At 72.4% G+C, this 25,051-nt stretch carries 17 protein-coding genes; 13 read left to right on the top strand and 4 right to left on the bottom strand.

Annotated features, from left to right (window positions below):
- Positions 1–51 precede the first annotated feature (51 nt).
- From ABZU91_RS03945 to ABZU91_RS03900, 10 genes are all read left to right on the top strand, one after another.
- Entirely contained in the window at positions 52–1,344 is a 1,293-nt protein-coding gene (locus ABZU91_RS03945) for a cytochrome P450 (protein WP_355233614.1), read from the top strand.
- Between the two features lie 242 nt (positions 1,345–1,586).
- Positions 1,587–2,078, top strand: a complete 492-nt coding sequence (locus ABZU91_RS03940) for a helix-turn-helix transcriptional regulator (protein ID WP_355233612.1) — start codon at positions 1,587–1,589, stop codon at positions 2,076–2,078.
- A gap of 179 nt (positions 2,079–2,257) precedes the next feature.
- A complete protein-coding gene (locus ABZU91_RS03935) occupies positions 2,258–4,714 on the top strand; it encodes a nitrate- and nitrite sensing domain-containing protein (RefSeq protein WP_355233610.1) in 2,457 nt (818 codons plus the stop codon).
- Between the two features lie 16 nt (positions 4,715–4,730).
- Entirely contained in the window at positions 4,731–5,135 is a 405-nt protein-coding gene (locus ABZU91_RS03930) for a roadblock/LC7 domain-containing protein (protein ID WP_355233608.1), read from the top strand.
- A 42-nt stretch (positions 5,136–5,177) separates the two neighbouring features.
- Positions 5,178–6,371, top strand: coding sequence for an ABC transporter substrate-binding protein (locus ABZU91_RS03925; protein ID WP_355233606.1), 1,194 nt, complete (start codon positions 5,178–5,180; stop codon positions 6,369–6,371).
- Positions 6,368–7,264, top strand: coding sequence for a branched-chain amino acid ABC transporter permease (locus tag ABZU91_RS03920; RefSeq protein ID WP_355233604.1), 897 nt, complete (start codon positions 6,368–6,370; stop codon positions 7,262–7,264). The genes ABZU91_RS03925 and ABZU91_RS03920 overlap by 4 nt, the downstream gene beginning before the upstream one ends.
- A complete protein-coding gene (locus tag ABZU91_RS03915) occupies positions 7,261–8,277 on the top strand; it encodes a branched-chain amino acid ABC transporter permease (protein WP_355233602.1) in 1,017 nt (338 codons plus the stop codon). Before ABZU91_RS03920 ends, ABZU91_RS03915 begins: the two co-directional genes overlap by 4 nt.
- On the top strand, positions 8,274–9,017 hold the full coding sequence (locus ABZU91_RS03910; protein ID WP_355233600.1) for an ABC transporter ATP-binding protein: 744 nt from the start codon (positions 8,274–8,276) through the stop codon (positions 9,015–9,017). Before ABZU91_RS03915 ends, ABZU91_RS03910 begins: the two co-directional genes overlap by 4 nt.
- Complete coding sequence (locus tag ABZU91_RS03905) at positions 9,017–9,787, top strand: ABC transporter ATP-binding protein (protein WP_355233598.1); 771 nt, start codon at positions 9,017–9,019, stop codon at positions 9,785–9,787. Before ABZU91_RS03910 ends, ABZU91_RS03905 begins: the two co-directional genes overlap by 1 nt.
- A 57-nt stretch (positions 9,788–9,844) precedes the next feature.
- The gene (locus tag ABZU91_RS03900) at positions 9,845–10,663 is read left to right on the top strand and encodes a methyltransferase (RefSeq protein WP_355233596.1); all 819 of its coding nucleotides are present in this window, start codon (positions 9,845–9,847) and stop codon (positions 10,661–10,663) included.
- A gap of 140 nt (positions 10,664–10,803) precedes the next feature.
- Here the strand turns inward: ABZU91_RS03900 and ABZU91_RS03895 are convergent, their stop codons facing one another.
- Positions 10,804–12,378 carry a cell wall anchor protein gene (locus ABZU91_RS03895; protein WP_355233594.1) on the bottom strand — a complete coding sequence of 525 codons (1,575 nt, stop codon included), beginning with the start codon at positions 12,376–12,378 and terminating at the stop codon, positions 10,804–10,806.
- A gap of 398 nt (positions 12,379–12,776) precedes the next feature.
- On the opposite strand from ABZU91_RS03895, the gene ABZU91_RS03890 reads away from it, so the two are divergent.
- Both ABZU91_RS03890 and ABZU91_RS03885 read left to right on the top strand, forming a co-directional pair.
- Positions 12,777–18,239, top strand: a complete 5,463-nt coding sequence (locus ABZU91_RS03890) for a carboxyl transferase domain-containing protein (protein WP_355233592.1) — start codon at positions 12,777–12,779, stop codon at positions 18,237–18,239.
- Positions 18,240–18,541: 302 nt separating this feature from the next.
- Positions 18,542–19,735, top strand: coding sequence for an endo-1,4-beta-xylanase (locus tag ABZU91_RS03885; protein WP_355233590.1), 1,194 nt, complete (start codon positions 18,542–18,544; stop codon positions 19,733–19,735).
- A 46-nt stretch (positions 19,736–19,781) separates the two neighbouring features.
- Here ABZU91_RS03885 and ABZU91_RS03880 read toward each other — a convergent pair whose 3' ends face one another.
- Positions 19,782–20,111, bottom strand: a complete 330-nt coding sequence (locus ABZU91_RS03880) for an NIPSNAP family protein (RefSeq protein WP_355233588.1) — start codon at positions 20,109–20,111, stop codon at positions 19,782–19,784.
- An 83-nt stretch (positions 20,112–20,194) separates the two neighbouring features.
- On the opposite strand from ABZU91_RS03880, the gene ABZU91_RS03875 reads away from it, so the two are divergent.
- Positions 20,195–21,124, top strand: a complete 930-nt coding sequence (locus ABZU91_RS03875; protein ID WP_355233586.1) for an endonuclease/exonuclease/phosphatase family protein — start codon at positions 20,195–20,197, stop codon at positions 21,122–21,124.
- Here the strand turns inward: ABZU91_RS03875 and ABZU91_RS03870 are convergent.
- Both ABZU91_RS03870 and ABZU91_RS03865 read right to left on the bottom strand, forming a co-directional pair.
- Positions 21,085–23,148, bottom strand: a complete 2,064-nt coding sequence (locus ABZU91_RS03870) for a hypothetical protein (protein ID WP_355233584.1) — start codon at positions 23,146–23,148, stop codon at positions 21,085–21,087. The genes ABZU91_RS03875 and ABZU91_RS03870 overlap by 40 nt on opposite strands.
- On the bottom strand, positions 23,145–24,935 hold the full coding sequence (locus ABZU91_RS03865) for an HSP90 family protein (protein WP_355233582.1): 1,791 nt from the start codon (positions 24,933–24,935) through the stop codon (positions 23,145–23,147). The genes ABZU91_RS03870 and ABZU91_RS03865 overlap by 4 nt, the downstream gene beginning before the upstream one ends.
- Between the last annotated feature and the right edge of the window lie 116 nt (positions 24,936–25,051).

Here is a 25,051-nt window from a genome sequence, read left to right as displayed (position 1 = left end):
CGACAAAATGCGAGCGCCGCTGATTACGCGCGGTGTGTCAGGAGGCGTTCGATGCAATTGAGTCCATACTCCGGGGCCTACCTCAGTGATCCGGCGAGCGCCTGGCGGCGCATTCTCGACGATCCCGACCGGGCGCTCTACGCCGAGGATCTGGGCCTGTGGTTAATCAGCCGGCACGCGGACGTGCGGCGCGCCCTGGCCGACGCGGCGACGTTCGGCAACGCCCTCACCCTCGCGCCGGTCTACGCGGTCTGCCCGGAGGCGATGAGCGTCATCATGCAGATCGACGCGCCCCCGACCACGGCCGCCGCCGACCCACCGGTGCACCTCCGCACCCGCCGCGCCCTGCGCGCGACCTTCGCCAACACCGCGGATCGGGCCGAGGCCGAGTACGGCCGGATCGTCCGCCGGCGCGTCGACGAGCTGGTGTCCCGGCTCGTCGCCCAGCGGGGTGAGCGGGTTGATCTCGTCAGCGGGTTCACCACCGAGCTTCCGCTGCTGGTCATCCTCGACATCCTCGGGGTGCCCGACGCCGACGTCGACCGCATCCGCCGGTGGGCGGACGGCCAGGTGGCCCTCATCTGGGGGCAACCGGACCCGGACGAGCAGGTACGTCTGGCCCGCGGCCTGCTGGAGTTCTGGCGCTACTGCCAGGACCTGGTGCGGCAGCGGCTCGACAGTGGAGTCGACGGTACCGACTTCGTGAGCCGGGCGCTGACCTACCGGGACGATGACGACGACGTGCTGACCGTGCCGGAGGTGGCGAGCCTCGCCTTCAACCTCCTGGTGGCCGGGCACGAGACGACCGCCGGGCTGCTAGCCCACGCCCTCGACGCGGCCCTGTCCAGCCCGCACCGGTGGCAGGCGCTCGTCGCCGACCCGCGGTCCGTGCCCGGCTTCGTGGCCGAGACGCTGCGGTTCGCGCCCGCCATCGACGGCTGGCTGCGGGTGACCCGTCGGGACGTCACCCTGGGCGAGGTCACCATCCCGGCGGGCGCACGCTGCCTGCTGATGATCGGGGCGGCCAACCGGGACCCGTCGGTTTTCGCCCACCCGGACCGGTTCGACGAGCACCGCATCGACGCCGCCGACCATCTGTCATTCGGTCACGGGCCGCATTTCTGCATCGGGGCGGCATTGGCGCGACTGGAGGCCGGCATCGCTCTGACACAACTGGCCGAGGCCATTCCCGGCCTCCAATTGGCACCCGAACACCGCCGTTCGTTCAAGCCCAATGTCTCGTTCCGGGCGCACGACAGTCTCCTCGCGACGATCGACGTCCGGACGCCCGCCGACGCGCCGCAGGTGAGCCAACCGGCCCCCGCCGAGGCTCAGGCAGCCTGATCGTGCGCAAGTCCGGCGGCGCTGACGTGCGGGCCGAGCCGAGGCGGCCGGGTCCGATCGGCAGGACGCGCCCGACACCCATGCGCAGGACCCGCGCCCTTTCCGTGGCGATTCATCGCGGCGTACGTCTTCACACCCATCGTCCCGAGGGTTAAGAATTGCCCCCTATGAATGTTCAGCCCATCGGCCAGACTCGATCTGCTACCCGCTGCTGATTTCGCGGGTGCCACGAAGGTGAGCGCATGGAGCACACGCCCCCGTCGAGCGCTGCTCGCTCCGCGCCCAGCCAACAGTTCCGATGGGAACTGCGCACCTGCCGGGTCCAACGGGGACTGACCCAGCGCGCCCTGGCAGACCTGGTGCGGTTCAGCCGGGAGACCGTCGCGGCGGTGGAGTCGGGCCGCCGCTTCGGCAGCCACGAGTTCGCGGTCCGCTGCGACGACGTGCTCGAAACCGGCGGCCGACTGGCCTCGCTGTGGCCACTGGTCGCGGCCGAACAGTTGGCGGCCGACGGACGACGGGGGCCACGCTCGTCGGACCGGGCGCGCCTCGATCCACCGGTGCCGCGCCAGCGCGGTCGGCGCGACGCGCGCGACCCGGGCGCCGTGGTGGACGCCATCGACGAGCTGCGCGAGCTGATCGGCCAGGTGCTCAGCAGCCAACCCGACCTGGACGACACCAACTCGCGTCACGACCCCCGTCGCGGCGCCGAGCACCTCGACGACCAGCGCTGAGCGCGTCCACCCGGCACCGGACGCGGGGCGCCACCGGTCGCTGACTCTGGGTACAGATGCTGGTACGGCCAGTTTGTACCACCGCGAGGTCTGGCCTCCGAGCGCGGGTTCCGGCCGAATGGGACTTGCATTCGGCAAGGTGCGTATAGACCGTCATCGACGAGTCGCGGGAGTCAATCTTGGCGTCGAGCACGAGGTCCCACGCGGCCCGACCCTACCCGACCCGTCAGCGCGGCTGGAAGATCGCCGGGCGGATGCGCCTCATCGTGGCGGCGCCACTGGTGGCCGTGATCGGCTTCGCCGGCCTCGCGCTGACCGAGAGCGCGCGCCAGACGACCCGGGCCAGCGACCTGGAGGTGCTGGCACGCCTCGGCGCGGAGGCCGGCGACCTGGCGTACCGGCTGCAACGCGAACGGGTCGCGGCCGCCGACCTGCTCACCCACGCCGCGCCCGAGCAGCAGGACGCCTTCGGCGCGGAGATGACCGCCACCGACGCCGCCGTCGCGCGCTACCGCCGGCAGCGTGACCGGGTGCCCACCGACGCCAACGCCACGCTCCTGCGCCGCGTCGACGCCGCGCTGGACGGCCTGGCGCCGCTGCGCACCCAGGTCCGCACGGCCGAACACGCCTCGGTTTCCGCGATGACGTTCAGCTACCGCATCGCCATCGCCGACCTGATCACCTTCCGGGAGAACGTCTCGCACGGCGTCGTCAACGCCCGCCTCGCCGACGGCATCCGGGCCTCGGCCGCGCTGTCGAAGACCGCCGAGGCCATCGGCCAGCAGCAGGTGGCCGTCCTGCGGGCCGCGGCGGCCGGCGAGCTGACCCCCGCCACCCAGCAGGACATCACCGCGGCCCGCACCAGCTACACCGAGTCCAGCCTGTCGTTCCTGGCCCTCGCCCCGAGCGAGTGGGGCCTCTGGTGGGAGCAGGCCGGCACCGGCAAGGAGGCGCTCGCGCTGCAACGGATGCAGGACGAGGTCAGCCGCGCCCAACCGGGAACGCCGCTGCGCCTGCAGACCACCGACTGGGTCACCACGACACAGCAGCGCTCCGCCCGCCTGGCCGACCTGCGGGGGCGCGTCGACGTGGCGGTGCTCGACGACGTGCGGGCCGCCTACGCCGACCAGCGCCGCAGGGCCGTGGCCGAAGGCGTCGGCGTGCTGCTGGCGCTGCTGTTGACCGCCCTGGTCACCTGGGCCGTCGCCCGGCAGATCACCCGCCGGCTGCGACGCCTGCGCGACGCGGCCAACGCCGTCGCGTTCGAACAGCTCCCCGCCGTGGTGGCCCGGCTGCAACGCCCCGACAGCTCCAGCGTCGACCCCGACGAGCTGGCCCGCGAACAGTCCACAGCCGCCCTCGAACCGTCCAGCGACGACGAGATCGGCGAACTCGGTCAGGCGTTCAGCGCCGTACACCAGGCCGCCGTGCGGACCGCCGCCGAGCAGGCCGTCATGCGCGCCAACACCGCCGACATCTTCATCCACCTGAGCCGTCGCGAACAGCGGCTCGTCGACGCCGTCCTGGCCCAGGTCGACCGGGTCGAACGGGACGAGACCGACCCGGACCGCCTGCACCAGCTCTACGCCCTCGACAACCTGGCCACACGGATGGGCCGGATCAACGCCAGCCTCCTCGTGCTCGGCGGCGTGGGCGTCGGCCGGGTACGCCAGCACGACGTACCCCTGCAACAGGTGCTCCAGGCGGCCCAGTCCCAGATCGAGCACTACGCGCGCATCCGGCTCGGTATGGTCGACGGCGACGTCGCGGTGGCCGCCAAGTCCGTCGACGAGGTCGTGCACCTGCTCGCCGAACTCATGGACAACGCGACGGCGTACTCGCCACCGGGCAGCGAGACCTGGGTGAGCGGCCGCAGTCTCGGCGACCGCGTCATCATCCAGATCAGCGACGAGGGCGTGGGCCTGCCCCCGCAGCGGTTGCAGCAACTCAACGAGCTGCTGGCCCGACCACCCGCCATCGACGTCGCCGCCGTCCGGGCCATGGGCCTGGTCGTCGTGGGTCAGCTCGCCGCCCGCCTCGGCGCCAGCGTCCAACTGCGTCGTGGTCCCCGACGCGGCACCCTCGCCGAGGCGACGCTGCCCGCGGCGATGATCCGGTCGTTGCCACCGGAGGAGTACCTGCTCGCCCCCGGCCGGCTGTCCCGACGGGCCGCCCGCACGTCCACGGCCCCGCCCCCGTACCGGCCGGGTTCGGAACCGACCGCCGGGCACGCCCCGGCCGCGCGGACGCTGCCGGCGGCGCCCGTGTTCCGCCCGACGCCCCGCGTGGACCCCAGTGACGCGCCGACCGAGGAGCTGCTCATCTTCGAACAGGTCAACCACTGGTTCCACACCGACGTCGTGGACGCCCCGAACGGCCGCCAGTGGTCCAGCCCCGCCGACGACGCCTGGCGTACCGCCGCCCAGGCGCAGACGCCCGACGTGGCCGTGACCACGACCTCCGGCCTGCCCAAACGGCAACCCCAGCAGTATCTGGTGCCCGGCGGGGTCACCGTGCCCACCCAGCAGCAGCGCTCCGAATACCGCGACCCGGCCCAGGTCGCCACCGCGATGGCCGCGTACGCGCGGGGAGTGGCGGCCCGCCGACGTACCCCGATCAACCTCGGCAACTCGTGACCGACAGGGAGAGCACGTGACCGACCACCAGGACCTCGGCTGGCTGCTGGACAGCTTCGCCGAGCGCGCGACCGAGGTCAGCCATGCGATCGCCATCTCCAGTGACGGCCTGATGGTGGCCTCCACCCGCGACCTGCCGCCGGACCGGGCGGACCAGCTAGCCGCGACGGGCAGCGGCCTGGTCAGCCTGCTGCGGGGCGCGGCGGCCTTCTTCGACGCCGGGGCGGTGATCTCCAACGTCACCCAGCTCGAAGGTGGATTCATGTTCTCGATGGCGTTCAACGACGGTGCGTCCCTGCTCGTGCTCGCCGCACCCGAATGCGACGTCGGCAAGGTCTCCTACGAGATGACGGAACTGGCCAACCGGATCGGCGACGCGCTGACCCCCGCGGCCCGAGCGGCGCTCGCCCGCAGCCGCTGACCCCACCCACCCGACCCCTCCTCCTCTTCCCCTGGAGACGACATGTCCCTCACCACCCCTGCGCGCAGCCGTGCCATCGGCGCCACGCTGCTCGCGCTCGTGCTCACCGTGAGCACGGCCTGCGCAGACGACGAACCGGCCACGACCGGCGGCGGGTCCATCAAGATCGGACTCCTCGCGTCGCTGTCCGGGACGTACCAGTCCGTCGGCAAGGAGATCCGCGACGGCTTCGAGCTGTACCTGGACACCCACGACGGCAAGCTCGGCGGCCGGCAGGTCGACCTCGTCGTCGCCGACGAGGGCAACGGCGCGGCGACCGCCGTACCGGCGGCCACCAAGCTCCTCAAGCAGGACCGCGTCGCCGCGCTCACCGGCATCGTCGGCGGCGGCTCGGTCGCCGGCGTCTACCCGCTGCTCCAGGAGACCAAGGTCCCGCTCGTCGGCTCCAACGGCCGGCCGGAGATCAAGGACGTCGAACGGGTGTGGCACACCTCGTACCTCTCCGACGAGCCGGGCGCCGCGATCGCCCAGCACGTCAAGGACAACGTCAAGGGCTCGGTGTACGCCATCGGCCCGGACTACCAGGGTGGCTGGGACGAACTGCGCGGCTTCACCGAGGCGTTCGCCAAGGCCGGCGGCACGCTCGCCAATCCCGACGGCAAGACCACCTTCACCCCGTTCCCGGCCACCACCAACTTCACGCCGTACTTCGCCCGGATCAAGGCCTCCGGCGCGCAGGCGGTCTACACCTTCTACGCCGGCAGCGCGGCCGTCGACTTCGTCAAGCAGTACGCGCAGTCCGAGATCAAGGACATCCCGCTGTACGCGGCCGGGTTCCTCACCGAGGGCGGCGTGCTCAACGCCCAGGGCGAGGCGGCCCGGGACATCTACTCCGTGCTCAACTACTCCCCCGACCTCGACAACGCCGAGAACCGCAACTTCGTCGCGGCGTGGAAGGCCAAGCACGACGGCTCGCCGACGACGTACGCCCTGGCGTCGTACGACGCGGCGGCGGTGCTCGACCGTGCCGTCGGCGCGGCCGGGAGCGACCCGACGCCGGAGGCCATCAACGCGCAGATCGGCAAGCTCGGGCAGATCGCCAGCCCCCGCGGCGCGTGGCAGTTCTCCACTGTCACCCACTCGCCCGTGCAGAAGTGGTACCTGCGCCAGGTCCGCCAGGACGGTCGGGCGCTGTCCAACACCGTCGTGGGTGACCTCGCGACCGTCGGCCGGTGAACACGGTGGCGGCCGGCACGAACCAGATCGACCCGTACGTCATCCCGGCGCTGGACGGTGTCGCCTACGGGCTGCTCGTCTTCGTCGCCGCGTCGGGCCTGGTCTTCTGCTTCGGCGTCGCCAACATCCTCAACCTGGCACACGGCATGCTCTACGCCATCGGCGGGTACACCGCCGCAGCGCTGCTCGACGGCGGCTGGGCGAGCCTCGCCCTGGCGCTCGGGGTCGGTGTGCTGGCCGCCGCCGCGGCGGGGGTGGTGCTCGCCGGGCTGCTCACGCCGGTCGCCAGCGGCAACCACCTCACCCAGGCGCTGCTGACCTTCGGGGTGGCGCTGGCCGGCGGCAGCCTCCTCGTCGTCGGTTTCGGCCCCGACGATCCGCAGGTGCGGGTTCCGGCCGCCCTCGACGGGTCGGTGGCGGTCGCCGGACACCGCTATGGCGCGTACCGGCTGGTCTTCATCGCGGTGGCGGCGGCCCTCGCCGCCGGTCTCTACCTGGCGGTGCGACGGACCCGGGCCGGGATGCTGGTCCGCGCGGCCGTGGACGATCCGGAGATGGTCGCCTGCCTGGGTGTGAGCCCGGCACGGATCAAGGTCGGCGTGCTCGCCGCCGGCGGCGCGCTGGCCGGCGCGGCCGGGGTCCTCGGCGCGCCCATCATCGGACCCGGCGCGGACACCGCCGACACGGTGCTGCTGTTGTCGCTGGTCGTGGTCGTCCTCGGCGGCCTCGGGTCCATGGTGGGCACCCTGCTCGCGGCGCTGGCGGTCGGCGAGATCCAGACCCTGGGCGTGGCGCTGCTGCCGTCCGCCGCCCCGTTCCTGCTGTTCGCCGCCATGGCCGCCGTGCTCGCCGTGCGGGCGCGGGGCCTGGCCCTGCGGTGGGCGGCGGCGTGAGGGACGAGGTGATCCGCCGGCTGCGGGCCGCCGTCGCGACGCTCGTTCTCGCCGGCCTGGTCGTGGCCCCGTGGGTGGTCGACGACTACACCGCGGCGATCCTCGCCCGGACCCTCGCGCTGGGTCTGGTCGGGGTGAGCGTGGCGCTGCTCACCGGTGTCGCGGGCATGCCCACGCTGGGCCAGACGGCACCCTACGCCGCCGGCGCGTACGCCAGCGCGGTGCTCGGTAGCCAGGTCTCCGACGTCGGCGTGGTGCAGGTCGCGGTGGCGGCGCTGGCCGGGGCGACGCTCGCCGCCGTGACGTTGCCGCTGGTCGTGCCGGCCCGGGGCGTCATCGTCCTGATGATCACCCTGGCGATCGGGGAACTCGTGGTGACCGTCCTCGGACGCTGGCGGTCGGTGACCGGCGGCACGGACGGACTGGCCGGGATCACGCCGGTCCGTCCACTGTGGGGAATGGCGGTCCTGGCCTCCGACCGGGCCCGGTACGTCTACACGCTCGTCGTCGTGGCGGTGCTGGTCGGCGCGGTCCTGCTGCTGGTGCGGTCCCGGGGCGGTCTGCTGCTGCGCGCCGGGCGGGACGACGAGGCGCGGCTACGGGCCAGCGGGCACCGCGTGCCGCTGTACCTGTCCGGCGCGCACGTCGCCGCCGGGGCGATCGCCGGTGCGGCCGGTTCGCTGCTCGTCGTCGCCCAGCAGTACATATCCCCCGCCGACTTCGGCTTCGACACGTCCGCACTGCTCCTGCTCGGCGTCGTCATCGGCGGCACCGCGTCGGTCGGCGGCGCGCTGGTGGGCGCGGTCCTCGTCATCGCCGTACGGGACTGGCTGTTCGGGGTGCTGCCCGGTCACGCCCCGCTGGTGCTGGGCGCGCTGTTCGTGGCGACGGTCTACCTGCTGCCCACCGGCGTCGCGCGGGCCCGCCGCCCGCGCGGCGGGCCCCGGCAACCCGTCCCCACTCCGGACCGCCCGGTCCCGGCACCCACCCGCACCCCGGAGCTGCGCGTATGACCTGCCTGCTCAGCGCCGAGAAGGTCACCGTGCGGTACGGCTCGCTCGCCGCGCTCACCGACGTCGACCTGTGTGTGCACGACGGCCAACGGCACGCCCTCATCGGGCCCAACGGGGCCGGCAAGACCACCCTGCTCAACGTGCTCGGCGCGACGACACGTCCCCGGCACGGCACGGTGCGCTTCGCCGGACGGGACGTCAGCCGGCTCGGACCGGCGGCGCGGGCCCGGCGCGGCATCAACCGGATACACCAGCGGCCCGCCGTCTTCGCGACCCTCACCGCCAGCGAGAACATCGAGGTCGCGGCGCTGCCCCGGACGATCCGGCGGCGGCGGTGGTGGCCCGGTGGAACCCGGGACGCCGCCCGGCGGCGAGCCACCGCGCTGCTCGACCAGATGGGACTGTCCGACCTCGCGACGGTGCCCGCCGGTCAGCTCGCGCACGGGCAGCGGCGACAGTTGGAGATCGCGATGGCCCTCGCCGGCCGTCCCCGCCTGCTCCTGCTCGACGAACCGGCGGCCGGGCTGTCCGCCACCGAGGTCCACCGGCTCGCCGAGCTGCTGGTGGCACTGCCCCGGCAGGTCGCCGTGCTGCTGGTCGAGCACCACCTGGACCTGGTGTACGCCCTCTGCGACACCGTCACCGTGCTGCGCGACGGCCGCACCCTGGCCGTCGGCACACCGGACGAGATCCGTACCTCGCCGCTGGTGCGGCAGGCCTACGCCGACGGGGTGTCCTGATGCTCTACGTGGAGCGGCTCTGCGCCGGCTACGCCGGGGGGATCGTGCTGCACGACGTCGACCTGCGGGTACCGCCGGGCACCGTCCAGGCCGTGGTGGGCCGCAACGGCGCCGGCAAGAGCACCCTCGTGCACACCATCGCCGGGCTGGTGCGCGCCCCCAGCGGGCGCATCGAGATCGGGGGTGTCCACGTGGCCGGACGGCAACCCCACCGGGTCGCGCAGTCCGGCGTCGGCCTCGTCCCGCAGGGCCGGCGGGTCTTCTCCCGGTTGACGGTGGCCGAGCACCTCGTCCTGGCGGCCGCCCCGTGGCGGGCCGCGACACCCGGCGGTGAGGGCTGGACGGTGGCCCGGATCCTCGAACTCCTGCCGCGCCTGGCGGTACGCCTGCGACACCGTGGCTGCGAACTCTCCGGCGGCGAGCAGCAGATGCTGGCCATCGCCCGCGCGCTGCTCGGCCAGCCACGGGTGCTGCTGCTCGACGAACCCTGTGAGGGGCTCGCACCCGACCTGGCCGCGCGGGTCCGCGACCTCGTCGGTCACCTCGCCGCCAGCGGGTTGACCGTGCTGCTCGTCGAACAGCAACTCCGCCACGCGATCGAGACCGCCGACCGGGTGGCGGTGCTCGAGTACGGCCGGGTGGTCTACGACCGGCCGACCGTCGAGGCACGCAGCGATCCCGCCCGCCTGGAGGCGATGGTCGGCATCGCCGCCACACCGACATCCCCGGCCAGCGGAGCGACCCCGCGGCTCTGGACCGACAGCCTGTAGTCACCCGGTCCCCCGGCTCCGGACCGACAGCCCGCCCCTTTGGAGAGGCAGAAGACGATGGCGACCCTGACCAGTGATGGCGCGTACACCTTCGACAACGGCACACCGGACGCGGTTCCGCAGATGCGGGCGCTGGAGTCCTTCCTGGATCCGATCACGATGCGCCGCCTGGCCCGCCCGGTCCTGCGCCTCGGGTCGACCTGCTGGGAGGTCGGGGCCGGCGGCGGCTCGATGGCCCGGCGGATCGCCCGCGCGGTCGGCGAGAACGGCCATGTGCTGGCCACCGACATCGACCCCACCCACCTCGTGGCGCGGGGCAACCTGGACGTACGCCGGCACGACGTACGCGCCGATCCCCCGCCCGGCGACGCGTTCGACCTGATCCACGCACGCCTGGTGCTGCTGCACCTGCCCGAGCGTCGACGGGTCCTGCGGACGCTCGCCCGCGCGTTGGCACCGGGCGGCTGGCTGGTCGTCGAGGAGTTCGACTGCACCACGCCGGTACGGGTGCTGAACGCGCCGAGCGACGACGCGGCGAAGCTTTTCGCGCAGGTGATGGACGCCATGATGGGGGTGTTGCAGGACCACGGCGCCGACCTGGGGTGGGCGCAGGACGTGCACACCGAGATGGCCCTCGCGGGCCTGACCGACGTCGACACCGTCACCCACTCGCAGAGCTGGGCAGGCGGGTCGACCGGCGCGTCGCTCTACGAGACCAACTCCCGCCAGTTGGCGCCGGACCTGCTGGCGGCGGGGCTGTCACCGCAGCAGCTCGATGCCTTCCGTCGACTCGTGCGGGACCCCGGGTTCGCCGTGATGTCGTACCACTTCGTCTCCACCCGAGGCCGCCGCCCCGACCAAGCCCACACCCCCTAAACCGTCCTAGGACACCATCCCCCACGACGACCGGCAGACCTGCGTCAACCGGCAGACCTGCGTCGATCATGAAGTTATCGCCCGCCGTGTCGGCGTGTCAGGGCAACAACTTCATGATCGACGCAGGTGGCGGGCCTGGTTCAGGCCCTGGGGTGGGGGCGGCGGGTCAGGAGGAGGCCGCCGAGGCCGGCGGTGATCAGGAGGGCACCGAGGGCCGCGATGAGGCCGAGGGGCGCACCGGTGATCGGCAGCGAGCCGCCGTCGCCGGCACCACCGCCGCCGTTGCCGTTGCCGCCGGGGGTGGTGGGGGCGTTGGGGTTGACCAGGATTCGGGCGGTGTCGTTGGCGGGGTTCAGGTCCGCGATCGGGCCGCCGCCGGAGCGGGTACGCAGCGCGACGGAACCGGTCTGGCTGCCGGCCCGGTCGATGCGCAACCCGAAGTCGAAGCCCACCCGTTCACCACGGGCGATGCCGCCCGGGGCGGAACACTCGTAGACCCGCGCGCCGGGCTTGCCCGGACGCCACTCGTCGTCCGTCGGGTCGACACAGTCCGTCGACACGGTGACCGCGGTGACGCCGGCCGGCAGGGTCACCGTGGTCGGTACCGCGAGCCCCTGCTGTCCACTGTCTCCGGCACGGGCCGGCCCGTTGTTGACGTACCCGACGGACATGGGGACGGTCGCGCCCACGGCGCCGGTCACCGTTGCGCCGACGGCCGCGACGTCGGCGCGCTGGTCACCGGCCACGGTGAGCGTGATCGTGGTGTCGTTGTTGACGAAGCGGGTGTCGGTCTGCCCGAGCGCGCGGACCTGCGTGTCGGTGGCCGGCACCAGCGTCAGCGCCGGGTCGGTGCCCCTGGGGCCGAGGGGAGCGGCGGGCCGGTACTGCGACTGGTACTCCTCCCAGTCGGCGGGCGTGAACCAGTACGCGAAGTTGTAGTAGAGGTTGGGTGCCCAGGTGTCGGCGGCGACGGTGCCGGTGAACGTGGAGTCGACCGCGACCGTCTCGCCGGGTGCGAGCACGGTGTCGAACGCGCAGGCGAAGGGGCTGTTGTCCTGGTCGAGGTCGACGTACTCGCAGTTCTTGTAGCGTTTGGCCGGCGTCAGCCCGTTGAACCCGTACAGGTAGAGCACGAGGCCCCGCGCGGTCGTCGCGCCCCGGTTCGTCACGGTGAGCGGAAGTCCGACGGTGGACCCGAGGGTGCCGTCCAGGTCCACGTCGGACGCGGTGGCCAGGTCGACTCCTTCGCCGATGCTGACGGTGGAGCGGTAGGTCGCGGTGCCCGTCCCCGGCGCGGTGACCGTCAGGGCCAGCTCGCCCCGCTGACCGACCTGCGCGTCCGGGCGCGCGGTCACGCCCAGCGTGAGCAGGTCCTGGTCCGGCTCGTTGGCACCGTCGATCACGCAGGTGATCACCGGCCCCGCGGTGGTGCAGGTGCTGCGGCCCTCGCCCTCGACGACGTCGGCGAAGGCGGTGACCTCGCTGCGGTCCACGCGCACCGTGTAGGTGCCGAGCGACTGGGGTGCCAGCGAGTGCAGCGCCACCCACTTGTGCGGGCCGCCGGGGGCGACGATCGCGCTGTTGGCGTAGAGGTTGAGCGCCGCTGCGGGTTGTGCGGCGGGTTCGGCGGCGGCGGGAGCGCCGGTGGACACGGCGGCGAGGCCGACCACGGCCAAGCCGGCCAACCAGCGCCGTGCGGGATACGGTTGCGCCACGGGTTCCTCCGGAACGGGCGAAGGCCAGCCCGCCTCGCGCGGCGTGCCGGTGCCTGGTGGTGGTACGCGGGGGTTCGGAGCGTAGCCAGACTTGCACATGTGTCGCTCCGCCGGGACCCCGCCGCACTCACACCGATGGGCACACTGGCGTCGGCCATAGCGGCAGAAAGCCGCAAAGCCCCCGAAGGTGACGTCCGGGGATCCACGCCAACGATCGGGCGGAGATCCGACGCCCACGGCTCGACAGCCAAAAAGTTTTGTGGGGTTCCTACAACGGAGCGACTGTTGGTTCGGCCGTTGCACCATGGCGCTGTCCGCTCCGAGGCGGAAAAGTGATCACTGCCGGGAGCCGTCGTCTCGCGGCACGTACATCGTGGTCTACCAAAGGGGTCAGTCGGGTGTTCAACCGTGTCGCCATCGTCAACCGTGGTGAGGCCGCCATGCGGCTGATCCACGCGGTCCGAGAGCTGGCCGCGGAGACGGGCAGCCGGATCGAGACCGTCGCCCTCCACACCGACGTCGACCGCACGGCCACCTTCGTGCGCGAAGCGGACATCGCGTACGACCTCGGTCCGGCATCGGCCCGGCCCTACCTGAACCTCGCGACGCTCGAACGCGCCCTGACCGAGACCGGCGCCGACGCCGCGTGGGTCGGCTGGGGCTTCGTCGCCGAGGATCCGGCGTTCGCGGAGCTGTGCGAGAAGATCGGGGTCACGTTCGTCGGACCGAGCCCGGAGGCCATGCGCCAACTCGGCGACAAGATCGGCTCGAAGCTGATCGCCGAGGAGGTCGGCGTCCCGGTCGCGCCGTGGAGTCGCGGCGCCGTCGAGAGCCTGGACGCCGCGCGGGCGGCGGCGGCCGAGATCGGCTACCCGCTGATGCTCAAGGCGACGGCGGGCGGCGGCGGACGCGGCATCCGTGTGATCACCAACGAGGCCGAACTCGCCGACTCGTACGAGCGCACCAGCCAGGAGGCGGCGCGGGCGTTCGGCAGCGGCATCGTGTTCCTGGAGCGGCTGGTCACCGGCGCCCGGCACGTCGAGGTCCAGGTGATCGCCGACGGTCAGGGCACGGCGTGGGCGCTGGGCGTACGCGACTGCTCGGTGCAGCGGCGCAACCAGAAGGTCATCGAGGAGTCGGCCTCGCCGGTGCTCGACAAGGCGCAGGCCGCCGAGCTGAAGACGTCGGCGGAGCGGCTCGCCGTGGCGGTCGGCTACCGGGGCGCGGCGACCGTCGAGTTCCTGTACCACCCCGGTGACCGGCTGTTCGCGTTCCTGGAGGTCAACACCCGCCTCCAGGTCGAGCACCCGATCACCGAGCTGACCACCGGATTCGACCTGGTCAAGGCGCAGTTGCACGTCGCGGCGGGCGGTCGGCTCGTGGGCGACCCGCCGGCCGAGCGGGGGCACGCCATCGAGGCCCGGCTCAACGCCGAGGACCCGGACCGCGACTTCGCGCCGTCACCGGGGCGCATCGCGCGGCTCGACCTGCCCGCCGGGCCGGGCATCCGGGTGGACACCGGGGTCAGCGAGGGCGACACCATCCCGGCCGACTTCGACTCGATGATCGCGAAGATCATCGCGTACGGGCGCGACCGCGACGAGGCGCTGGGCAAGCTGCGGCGTGCGATGGCGGACACCACGGTGATCATCGACGGTGGCGCGACGAACAAGAGCTTCGTGCTCGACCTGCTCGACCAGCCCGAGATCATCGACGCCAGCGCCGACACCGGCTGGATCGACCGGGTCCGGGGCGAGGGTCGGCTGGTCACGCACCGGCACTCCGCGGTCGCCCTGGCCGCCGCCGCGATCGAGTCGTACGAGGAGGAGGAGCGCGCCGAGCGGCAGCGGCTGCTCTCGACCGCCGCCGGTGGCCGCCCGCAGGTGCAGCACGCCAGCGGCCGACCGCTGGACCTCAAGCTGCGCGGCGTCACCTACCGGCTGCGCGTGGCGCGGATCGGCGCGCACCGGTTCCGCGTCGGCATCGAGGCGGGCGGTACCGCCCACACGGCCGACGTCGAGCTGGACCGCTTCGACCGGCACACCGGCCAGATCGCCGTCAACGGCATCCGGTACCGGCTGCTCACCGGCACGCACGGCCCGACCCACCTCGTCGAGGTGGACGGCGTGACGCACCGGGTCAGCCGCGACGAGGGTGGCGTGCTGCGCTCCCCCATGCCGGCGCTGGTCGTCGCCACTCCCCTGGAGGTGGGCGCCGAGGTCGAGGCGGGCGCGCCGGTGCTGGTGCTGGAGGCCATGAAGATGGAGACGGTGCTGCGCGCGCCGTTCAAGGCCCGGCTCAAGGAGTGCGCGGTCTCGGTGGGCAGCCAGGTGGAGGCCGGTGCGCCGCTGCTGCGGCTGGAGCCGCTCGCCGAGGAGGCGACCGACGCCGTGGCCGGCCCGAGCACCCCCGCCGTCGAGCTGGACCTGCCCGCCGCCGACGACGGACTGTCCGCGTACGAGCGCGCGAGGCGCGGCCAGGAGGACCTACGCGGCCTGCTGCTCGGCTTCGACGTCGACCCGCACGACGAGCGCCGCGTGCTCGACGACTACCTCGTCGTACGCCGGTTGGCGGCCGAGGACGGTCACCGGCCGCTGGCCGCCGAGGTGGATCTCGTCGACGTGTTCGCCGACCTTGCCGAGCTGAGCCGCAACCGGCCGACCGGCGAGGACGGCGGCGCGCACGCGCGCAGCGACCGCGAGTACCTGCACACCTACCTGCAGAGCCTCGACGTGGAGCGGGCCGGGCTGCCGGACGCCTTCCAGGCCAAGCTCGCCAAGGCGCTCGGCCACTACGGTGTGACAGATCTGGAGCGCTCCCCCGGGCTGGAAGCCGCCGTTTTCCGGATCTTCCTGGCCCAGCAGCGCGCGTCCGTCGACGCGACAGTCGTGGCGTCGCTGCTGCGCGAGTGGTTGCGCGAGACCCCGCCGGACGAGTCGCTGCGCGAGCCCGCAGGTCTGGCGCTGGAGCGGCTGGTGGCCGCCACGCAGGTCCGCTTCCCCGCCATCGCCGACCTGGCCCGGGGCGTGGTGTTCGCCTGGTTCGCGCAGCCGCTGCTGCGCCGCAACCGCGCCCGCGTCTACGCCCAGGTCCGGGCCCACCTGCGACACCTGGACGCCCACCCGGACGCCCCCGACCGCGCCGAGCGTGTCGCCGAGATGGTCCGCAGCACCGAGCCCCTGGTACGTCTGCTCGGCCAGCGCCTCGTGCGTCACCACCTCGACAACACGGTCATGCTGGAGGTGCTGACCCGCCGCTACTACGGCAACAAGGCGCTCACCCGGGTGCGGACCAGCGACGTCGGCGACTGCTCCTTCGTGGTCGCCGAGCGCGCGGACTCCAGTGTGGTCTCCGCGGCCGTCCGTTTCGACGGGCTGGGCGACGCGCTGCGCGGGCTGACCGAGCTGGCCGGCGCCGAGGATTCCGTCGACGCCGACATCTACCTCGGCTGGGAGAACCAGCCGGAGGACTTCGACGCGATGGCCGCCGCGCTGCTCGACGTGCTGGCCGCCCATCCGCTGCCGGCGCAGGTGCGTCGGCTCACCGCCACCGTCGCGGGTCGCGGCGGGGCGGTGATGCACCACCACTTCACCTTCCGCCCGTCGGACGACGGCATGGTCGAGGACCGGCTGATCCGCGGTCTGCACCCGTACATCGCGCAGCGGATGCAGTTGGAGCGGCTGCACAAGTTCGACCTGACCCGGCTGCCGTCGTCGGACGAGGAGGTCTACCTCTTCCAGTGCGTGGCGCGGGAGAACCCGGCCGACGAGCGCCTCGTGGCGTTCGCCCAGGTACGCGACCTGACCGAGCTGCGCGAGCAGGACGGCCGGCTGGTGGCGCTGCCCACCGCCGAGGACGCGGTCGCGGCCTGCCTCGACTCGATCCGCCGGGCTCAGTCGCGGCGGCCGTCGAAGACGCGCTTCACCACCAACCGGATCGTCGTCTACGTGTGGCCGCCGAGCGAGCTGACCCGCGAGGAGATGGAGATGATCGCCGGGCGGGTGCGCCCGACGACCGTCGGGGCCGGGCTGGAGGAGATCCTGTTCGTCGCGCGTCAGCGCGACCGCCGCACCGGCGAGCTGACCAAGATCGCCGTACGGATCTCGTTCGACGCCCAGGGCGGCGCGGAGCTGACCGTCGGCGAGCCGCCGGCCGAGGCCGTCGAGCCGCTCGACGAGTACCGGCTCAAGGTGCTGCGGGCCAGCAGCCGCAACACGGTCTACCCGTACGAGTTGACCGGCCGGCTCGGTGACTTCGTCGAGCACGACCTCGACGACGCGTACGCGTTGGTGCCGGTGGACCGGCCGAGGGGGCGCAACCGCGCCGCGATCGTCGCCGGCGTGGTCACCTCACCCAGCGAGCGACACCCGCAGGGTGTGACCCGGGTCGTGCTGCTCGGCGATCCGACGAAGTCGTTGGGCGCGCTGTCCGAGCCGGAGTGCCGGCGGGTGATCGCCGCCCTGGACCTGGCGGAGCGGATGCAGGTGCCGGTCGAGTGGTGGGCGCTGTCCGCCGGGGCCAGGATCTCGATGACCTCGGGTACGGAGAACATGGACTGGGTGGCGGCGGCGCTCAAGCGCATCGTCGAGTTCACCCAGGCCGGCGGTGAGATCAACATCGTGGTCGCGGGCATCAACGTCGGCGCGCAGCCGTACTGGAACGCCGAGGCCACGATGCTCATGCACACCAAGGGCGTCCTGGTGATGACGCCGGACTCGGCGATGGTGCTCACCGGCAAGCAGTCGCTCGACTTCTCCGGCGGGGTCTCGGCCGAGGACAACTTCGGCATCGGCGGCTACGACCGGGTCATGGGCCCGAACGGGCAGGCGCAGTACTGGGCGCCGAACCTGACCGCCGCGCGGGACGTGCTGATGGCCCACTACGACCACACGTACGTCGCGCCCGGCGAGGACGCCCCGCGACGGGCGATTACCACCGACCCGGTGGACCGCGACATCTCCCCGTTCCCGCACGACGTCGCGGGCAGCCCCTTCCGTACCGTCGGTGAGATCTTCTCCGCCGAGGCCAACCCGGACCGCAAGAAGCCGTTCGACATCCGGACGGTGCTGCGGGCCCTCGCCGACCAGGACCGTCCGGTGCTGGAACGGTGGGCGGGCATGGCCGACGCCGACACGGCTGTCGTGCAGGACGCCCACCTCGGCGGCATCCCGGTGTGCCTGCTCGGCATCGAGTCCCGGTCCGTGCCCCGGCGAGGCTTCCCGCCCACCGACGGCCCGGACACGTACACGGCGGGGACGCTGTTCCCCCGCTCGTCGAAGAAGGCCGCGCGGGCCATCAACGCCGCCAGCGGCAACCGGCCGCTGGTCGTGCTGGCCAACCTGTCGGGCTTCGACGGCTCACCCGAGTCGATGCGCAAGCTCCAACTGGAGTACGGCGCGGAGATCGGCCGGGCGATCGTGAACTTCCAGGGCCCGATCGTGTTCTGTGTGATCTCGCGGTACCACGGCGGCGCGTTCGTGGTGTTCTCGAAGGCGCTGAACCCGAGCATGACGGTTCTCGCGCTGGAAGGATCGTTCGCCTCGGTGCTCGGCGGCGCTCCCGCCGCCGCGGTGGTGTTCTCCGCCGACGTCAACGCCCGTACGGCCGCCGACGAGCGGGTGCGCGCCCTGGAGGCCCGGGTCGCCGCCGCGTCCGGCACCGAGCGCGCCGCGCTGACGGCCGAGCTCGACGAGCTGCGTTCCTCGGTGCGGGCGGAGAAGCTCGGCGAGGTGGCTACCGAGTTCGACCGGGTGCACAACATCCAGCGGGCCGTCGAGGTGGGCTCGGTGGACGCGGTCATCCGCGCCGCGGAGCTGCGTCCACGCGTCATCGAGGCGATCGAGGCACGGCTGCGCGGCTGATCCACTGCCGATCCCGCACGGTGGGGACGGCGCCGACCAGCACGGTCGGTGCCGTCCCCGCTGTCGTTGACCGGCCCGGCGCGCGGCGCAGGGGCGAAACTTTCATCCGATGACTATCCACAGTCGCGCAGCTCACCCGACTGTTTTCCGGAAGTTTTCAGAGTTGACGGGGCCCATCGACGGCCATAATGTTTCGAACGAGTTTCCGGTCCTTCGAAGCCACGCCCCGCGCCCTTTTCATCCCGGGCCGCACCCTTCCTTCAAAGATCGACACTTGTCGATCATTATCGAGAGGTAGGCAGATGAAGCCAAGACGGTGGATCAGCGCCGGCGCCGTCGCCGTCGCGACCGCTGCGGCGTTGAACGCGGTGCCGGCCACCGCGAGCCGGCCGTACGACCCGACGACGCAGACCCTCGCGGCCCTCGGCCAGCGCCACGGCCTGAAGATCGGCACCGCGGTCAACGCGACAGCCCTCAACGACGCCGACGACCCGCGCTACCGCCAGCTCGCCGCCTCCGAGTTCTCCTCCGTCACCGCCGAGAACGCGATGAAGTGGGAGAGTCTGGAACCCACCCGGGGCACCTACGACTGGACGGCAGCCGACCAGCTCATCGAGTTCGCCAAGCGGAACCGGCAGAGCGTACGGGGCCACGTGCTGGTCTGGCACAACCAACTGCCCGCCTGGCTGACCAGCGGCGTCGCCGACGGCACCATCAGCAAGCAGGAGCTGCGCGAGCTGCTGCGCAGGCACATCACCACCGTCATCAACCACTTCAAGGGCAAGATCTGGCAGTGGGACGTCGTCAACGAGGCGGTCAGCGACCCCTGGGACACCCCGTCGACGTTGCACTACAAGGGCTTCTGGGCGGAGAACCTCGGCCCGGACTACATCGCCGACGCGTTCCGGTGGGCCCGCGCCGCCGACCCGAAGGCGCTGCTGTTCTACAACGACTACAACATCGAGGCGTTCGGCTCGGGCAACCCGGCCGACGACAAGACGCAGTTCGTCTACGACATGGCCAAGGGACTGCGCGCCAAGGGCGTCCCGATCGACGGTGTCGGCTCACAGGGTCACCTGGGCACCCAGTACGGCAACTTCGACACCCTCCAGGTGACCGCCGCCCTGAAGCGTTTCGCCGCGCTCGGTCTGGCCACCGCGTTCACCGAGGTCGACGTCCGCAGTCAGATGACCGCGGGCGTCCAGGCCGGCAACTCCGAGGAGATCAACCCCCGGTTGCAGGCGTCGGCCGCCAACTTCAGCGTGCTGATGAAGGCGTGCCTCGCCGTCCGCAGCTGCCTGTCGTACACGGTCTGGGGTTTCAGCGACAAGTACTCGTGGGTGCCGGACTGGTTCAACGACCCGCCCGAGGGCCTGGCCACCATCTACGACGAGAACTACCAGCCCAAACGGGCGTACCAGGAGCTGAAGTCGGACCTGATCTCCGCCGGCCCGCCGTACGTCCTGCCGCGCGTCACACCCCGGCCGCACCGCTGAGACGGGCACGGGTCGTGCGGGGTCCACCCTCCCCGCACGGCCCGTGTCAGCGCGACCCGGTCAGGTCGTCACCCGGCAACAGCGGGCGCATGAACGTCCGCTCGTAGCGCACCACGCAACCCGACTCGTCGCGGATGGCGTCGGCCGCGACGAACTCCGGGTCACTGCCGAACCGTGCGCGGTACCGCTCGTACGCCGCCAGGCTCTCGAAGCTGAACAGGGCCTCGGCCCGGTCGCTGGCACCCTCGGCGGGCAGGAAGTAGCCGTGGTGCACGCCGCCGTGCCGGGCCACGAGCCGCATCCACGAGCGGGCGAACCGTTCGAACGCCTCGATCTGCGCGGGGTCGATGGTGTAGTGCACGACGCAGGTGATCACCGGTCCACCATAGAGCTCCGGGCGGGCGGCAGTAGGATCTCGGACACCTCGGCGAAGAGTGCCGCCTTGCTGCCGGAGTCCGCATGTCCGACGATCCGCCCGGCGACACCGACCGCCGCCGGGGCACGACCGTCCTTGGCCGGCGCGCGAACGGCCCGTTCCGCGCGATTCGCCGGGCCCTCGCCGTCGGCTGTCTCGTCGTCGTCGCCGGTGTGCCGGCCCGGCCCGTCCCCGCCTCCCCCGCGCCCACGACCCTGTGGGTGGCGCAGATGAACCTGTGCAACAGCGGTCGCGCCGCCTGCTACACCGGCCGGGCGGTGCCCAGGGCCGCCGAACTGATCAGGACCGAGCGGCCCGATCTGGTCACCCTCAACGAGATCTGCCAGGACGACGTGCCCACGTTGGAGGCGGTATTCGCGACGGTCCACGGCCGCGCGAGAGTCACGTCCGCCTTCCAGGCTGCCGGCGACCGGCCCAGCAGCGCCGACACCCGGTGCCGCAACGGCCGGGCGTACGGCATCGGTCTGCTGGCCCGACTGCCGACGACGGCCAGCCGGTACACGGTGCACAGTGGGATCCACCCTGCACAGGACCTCGCCGACCCCGAGGAACGACCCTGGCTGTGCGTCCACGTCGAGGGCGGGCTCAACGCCTGCACCACCCACCTGGCGGCCACCAGCCGCAGCGTCGCGCTCGCCCAGTGCGGCCAGCTGATCGACGGGATCCTGCCCGCCATTCGTCGGCGCACCGGGTACGCCCCCACGGTGCTGAGCGGTGACCTCAACCTGCGCCCCGGCGACGTGGGGACCTGCGTGCCGCCTGGTCATCCCCGCGTCGGTGACGGGGCGGTGCAGCACATCGTGGCCAGCGACGACATCAGCCTGTGCTGCGCCCGATCGGTGGACATGGACGGGGCGACCGATCACCCCGCCCTGTTGGCCACCCTCGTCGTCGGCTGCGCCCGCCCGGCCGGTCAGTCCTCGTCGTCGTCCGGTTCGAGGTCCTGCTCGTAGTAGTCGAGGTCGTCCTCGTCCATGTCCTGCGCGGCCAGTGCCTTCTCGGCCTCGTCGGCGCGGCCCTGCGCCCGCAGCGCCAGGCTCAGCAGGGCGGTGGCGTCGTAGCCGTACTCGTCGGGGTCCTCGGCCAGGACCTCCCGGGCCTCCGCCTCGGCGCGGGCCGGCTCACCGAGACGCAGCCGCAACCGCGCCCGGTACAGCCGGGCCGAGCGACGATCGTCCGCCAGCTCGTCGCCGCCGAACAGGCTGACGGCCCTGTCGAGCCGGTCGAGCGCCTCGGCGATGCGGCCGGCACGGTTCAGCAACTGCGCGGCGGTCACCTGGTCCCGGCCCGACAGCTCGGCGGAGGCAGGCCGCGCCTCCTCGCCGAGGGCATCGACGCGCGCCAGCACCGCCCAGGCGACGTCGTCCGGCGGCCGGTTGGCGAGGCGGCCCAGAGCCTTGCGCAGCACCCGCAACTCGGCGTCGGCGTCACCGTTGGCCCGGTGCCGGTCGGCGGCCGTGACCAGGTGCCCGAACCCCTCCGTACCGTGGAGCAGGTCGGCGGCGTCCTCCAGGACGGTCTCCAGCGGCGGCAGCCCGTCGGGCAGGTTCCCGGCCCGGATCAGCTCGGCCAGCACCACGCGGGCAGCGTCCCGGTGGTGGTAGGCCCGGCGGTACAGCTCCCACAGCAGGTGGCGGCAGCGGAGCGCCTCGTCGCGCAGACCGGCCCGGTCGAGGCTGCGGACCGCCTCCTCGGCGGCCTCGATCGCGTCCTCCTGCCGGCCCGCGTTGCGCAAGGTGTGCGCCACGTCCAGGCGGGCCCGCGCGGCGCCAGCCGCATCGCCCGCCGCGGTGCGGGCGGCGACCCGTTCGACGAGCGCTGCCAGCGCCGGGTCGGTCGTCCGCTCGGACGTGGTGACGCGCCCGGCGAGGACGGTGAGTGGTACGTGCTGCGCCACCGGGGTCGCGGCCATGCGCGCCTCGATTCGTTCGCTCTGGTGCCGGTTGCCGTTGCGGACGTCGAACCGGGCGGCGATCGTGCGGGCCTGCGCGGCCACCTCGTCGTGGACCTCGGCCACCGTCGCCTCCCAGCGGCGGGTGCCGTCGTCCGAGCGGCGGGACAGCGTCAGGTCGGCGTGCCCGGTCGCGCGCAGCCGGCCGAGGACCAGCGCGGCGGAGGCGGCGAACTCCATCGCCGCGTACGGGGACGAGGGGCGCTCCAGCCAGCTCAGGTGCCGTTCCACCAGCTCCAGGCCGCGTGCCTCGTTGCCGGTCAGCCCGCAGAACAGCACGTGCTGGGCGAGGTTGTCGAGGTGGTGACGGTCGGCGCGGATACGGCGGTAGCCGTCCCGGTGCGCCTCGACGGCCTCGTCGAACCGGCCGGTCCGCAGGTACGGCGTGAGCAGCTCGCTGAGCATCCACTGGGGCTGTTCGGTGCAGCCGCCGCGCTTGAACGGCTCCCCGATGGTGATGGCCTCGTCGTACCGGCCGAGCGACGTGAGGTGCCGGACCTGTCCCGACGGGACACACGCCTGGCAGTCCGACATCGAGTCCCGCTTGGCGGTGACCATCCGGTCGTACGCCTCCTGGGCGGCTGCCATGTCCCCGACGTGGTGCGCCACGAGCCAGCGGTGCTGGTGGACCGCGTGCAGGCTGTGCCCGGCGAGCTGGTAGCGGCGCTGCATGTCGTCGAGTACCGCCATGGTGCGCTCCAGCGGGATGTCCGGGAACTGGGGCAACGCCCAGACGATCCACTTGAAGTCCCACAGCAACGTGCGGGTGTGGTGCGCGTGGACCACCTCGGGCTGCCGGTCGGCCGTCGCCAGGCACCAGGAGAAGGCGAGGAACGCCCGCGTCGGGTCACCGCCGTGGTGGAAGTCGCTGATCGCGTTCATCCGGGCCGAGAAGGCGAACGGCACGTCGCCGGCCGCGTCCGCGTGCCGGAAGACCGCGTCCAGCGCGGCGAACCGCACCGGGCCGCGCGGCAGCGCGTACGCCTGGCTGAGGCGTTCCCGCAACTCGTGCTCGGAGGTGGTCATCGGGTTCCCTCCATGGCGCGTGCGAGCAGACCGAGGAACGACTGGTTCAACGCGGCCGTGTCGGCGGGCCGCAGCGGCTGGTGGCCCAGCAGCAGCGCCTGCACGTACAGGCCCTCGATCGCGAGCGTCGTCAGCTCGTCGTCACCGGTGGAGATGGCCTGCCGCACCAGAGGATTGCGGTGGTTGAACACGAGCTGCGGCCGCTCGTCGCGCCCCTGGGTGAAGGTGCCGAGGATCGACGACCACAGCTCGTCGGCCTGCTCCTGCCCCTGACGCAGGTCGACCGCCAGGGCGGTGTCACCGTCGAGCAGGTGCAGCGCGGGCATGCTGGCCGGTTCGAAGGCCCGGACCAGCACCTGCACGCCGAGCCGGTCGAGGGTCCGCTGCGCCAGGACGAGGAAGGGCCGCACGGCCAGCTCGACGTCCGGGTCGAGCGGTTCCAGTCGGGTCGCCAGGTCGCTCGCCGTGAGGATCTCGGTGACGACGTCACTGTCCACGTCGGGCAGTCGGCTCACCAGCTCGGCGTCGTAGACGTAGCCCGCGTTCACGACGGCGATCCCCTGGGCTGCGGCGACCGCGGCGAGCTGCCGGAACTCGTCCACCGACGGCGTGTAACGCACCACGCCGTGCCGCTCGCGGAACTCGGCGAGCGTCAACGGGCCCATGTTCGTCTCGAACGGCCACCACTGCTCGACCAGGCGCAGCATCTCGTCGTCGTGCACGGCGAGGGCCTTGACGCCGAGGTGGTGCACCCGCAGGAAGGCCTGGAGGCGGCGCGGGTCGGTGCGTCCGAGCCGGGTCATCCAGCCGCGCAGGGTGTCGCCCAGCGCGTCGCGGACCTCGTCGAGCAGCGCGTCCTCGTAGAGCGCCTCCCGACTCGCGGTGGGGCGCAGCTCGGTCGTGTCGACCACGCAGCGGACGAAGAAGGCCCACTCCGGCAGCAACCGTTCGATGTCCTCGGAGAGCAGCATCTGCTTGAGGTACACCCGGTGGGCCACCCGCGACGTCGGGTTGGCCGGCATGGGCAGCACGAACGCCACCCCGCGCAGGCCCGCCGCGGGCACCGCCAGGTCGATCACGTCGAAGGGCGAAAAACCGAAGACCTCCTGGGAGTACGCGTCGAGGCGCTCCCGCCGTGCGCCCGCCGGCTCGGCCGGGTCGTTCTCCCAGGGTGCGAGGCCCGTGGTGATGGCCTCGTGGTCGACCTGCACGGGGATCGGCAGCAGCGACCCGTACAGCGAGGCGATTTCGACGACGGTGTCCCTGCCCAGCCAGTGCTCGGCGCCTCGCCGAGGCACCAGCGTCACGGTGGTGCCCTGCTCGGGGCGGTCCCGCTCGGCCGGGGCGACGTGCAGTTCGTACCGTCCGTCGCCGTACCCGATCCACTCGACCGTCGGACCACCGGCGGCGCGGGTGCGTACCCGGATCTCGTCGGCGACCAGGAAGCAGGAGAGCAGACCGATACCGAACTGGCCCAGGAACTCGTGCCGGGCGAACCCCAGGTCGTCCCGCTTGGAGCTGCGGCCGATCGTGGCCAGCAGTTCGTGCACCTGCGCCTCGGTCAGGCCGATGCCGGTGTCCTCGACGCGCAGCGTGCCGTCCCCGGTGGATTCCGGCGGGTAAATGTGGATCGCACCCGGCGCGCCGGGATCGCCCACCCGACGGGCGGTGATCGCGTCGACGGCGTTCTGCATCAGTTCGCGGACGTAGACGCGTGGGCTGGCGTACAGGTGGTGACTGAGCAGGTCGACGATGCCGCGCAGGTCGACGTGGAAGGTGTAGCTCACAACCGCCCTCTCCGTGATCTGATCCGCTGCACAGTAGCGGCTGACCTGGCGTGCCGGGTGCCCGCTTTTCGTCGGACGGTTGTGCCATGCTGCCGCTCACCTCAGGGCAAGGAGCA

It is taken from the genome of Micromonospora sp. NPDC005174, from assembly GCF_040608495.1.
Lineage (GTDB): Bacteria > Actinomycetota > Actinomycetes > Mycobacteriales > Micromonosporaceae > Micromonospora.
Note: the sequence above shows the minus strand (reverse complement) of the source record. Positions and strands in the feature narration are given on the sequence as shown.

Coding starts and splice junctions, on each gene's coding strand:
- ABZU91_RS03945 (WP_355233614.1), top strand. CDS start 52: ATGCAATTGAGTCCATACTCCGGGGCCTACCTCAGTGATCCGGCGAGC.
- ABZU91_RS03940 (WP_355233612.1), top strand. CDS start 1,587: ATGGAGCACACGCCCCCGTCGAGCGCTGCTCGCTCCGCGCCCAGCCAA.
- ABZU91_RS03925 (WP_355233606.1), top strand. CDS start 5,178: ATGTCCCTCACCACCCCTGCGCGCAGCCGTGCCATCGGCGCCACGCTG.
- ABZU91_RS03910 (WP_355233600.1), top strand. CDS start 8,274: ATGACCTGCCTGCTCAGCGCCGAGAAGGTCACCGTGCGGTACGGCTCG.
- ABZU91_RS03905 (WP_355233598.1), top strand. CDS start 9,017: ATGCTCTACGTGGAGCGGCTCTGCGCCGGCTACGCCGGGGGGATCGTG.
- ABZU91_RS03900 (WP_355233596.1), top strand. CDS start 9,845: ATGGCGACCCTGACCAGTGATGGCGCGTACACCTTCGACAACGGCACA.
- ABZU91_RS03885 (WP_355233590.1), top strand. CDS start 18,542: ATGAAGCCAAGACGGTGGATCAGCGCCGGCGCCGTCGCCGTCGCGACC.
- ABZU91_RS03875 (WP_355233586.1), top strand. CDS start 20,195: ATGTCCGACGATCCGCCCGGCGACACCGACCGCCGCCGGGGCACGACC.
- ABZU91_RS03870 (WP_355233584.1), bottom strand. CDS start 23,148: ATGACCACCTCCGAGCACGAGTTGCGGGAACGCCTCAGCCAGGCGTAC.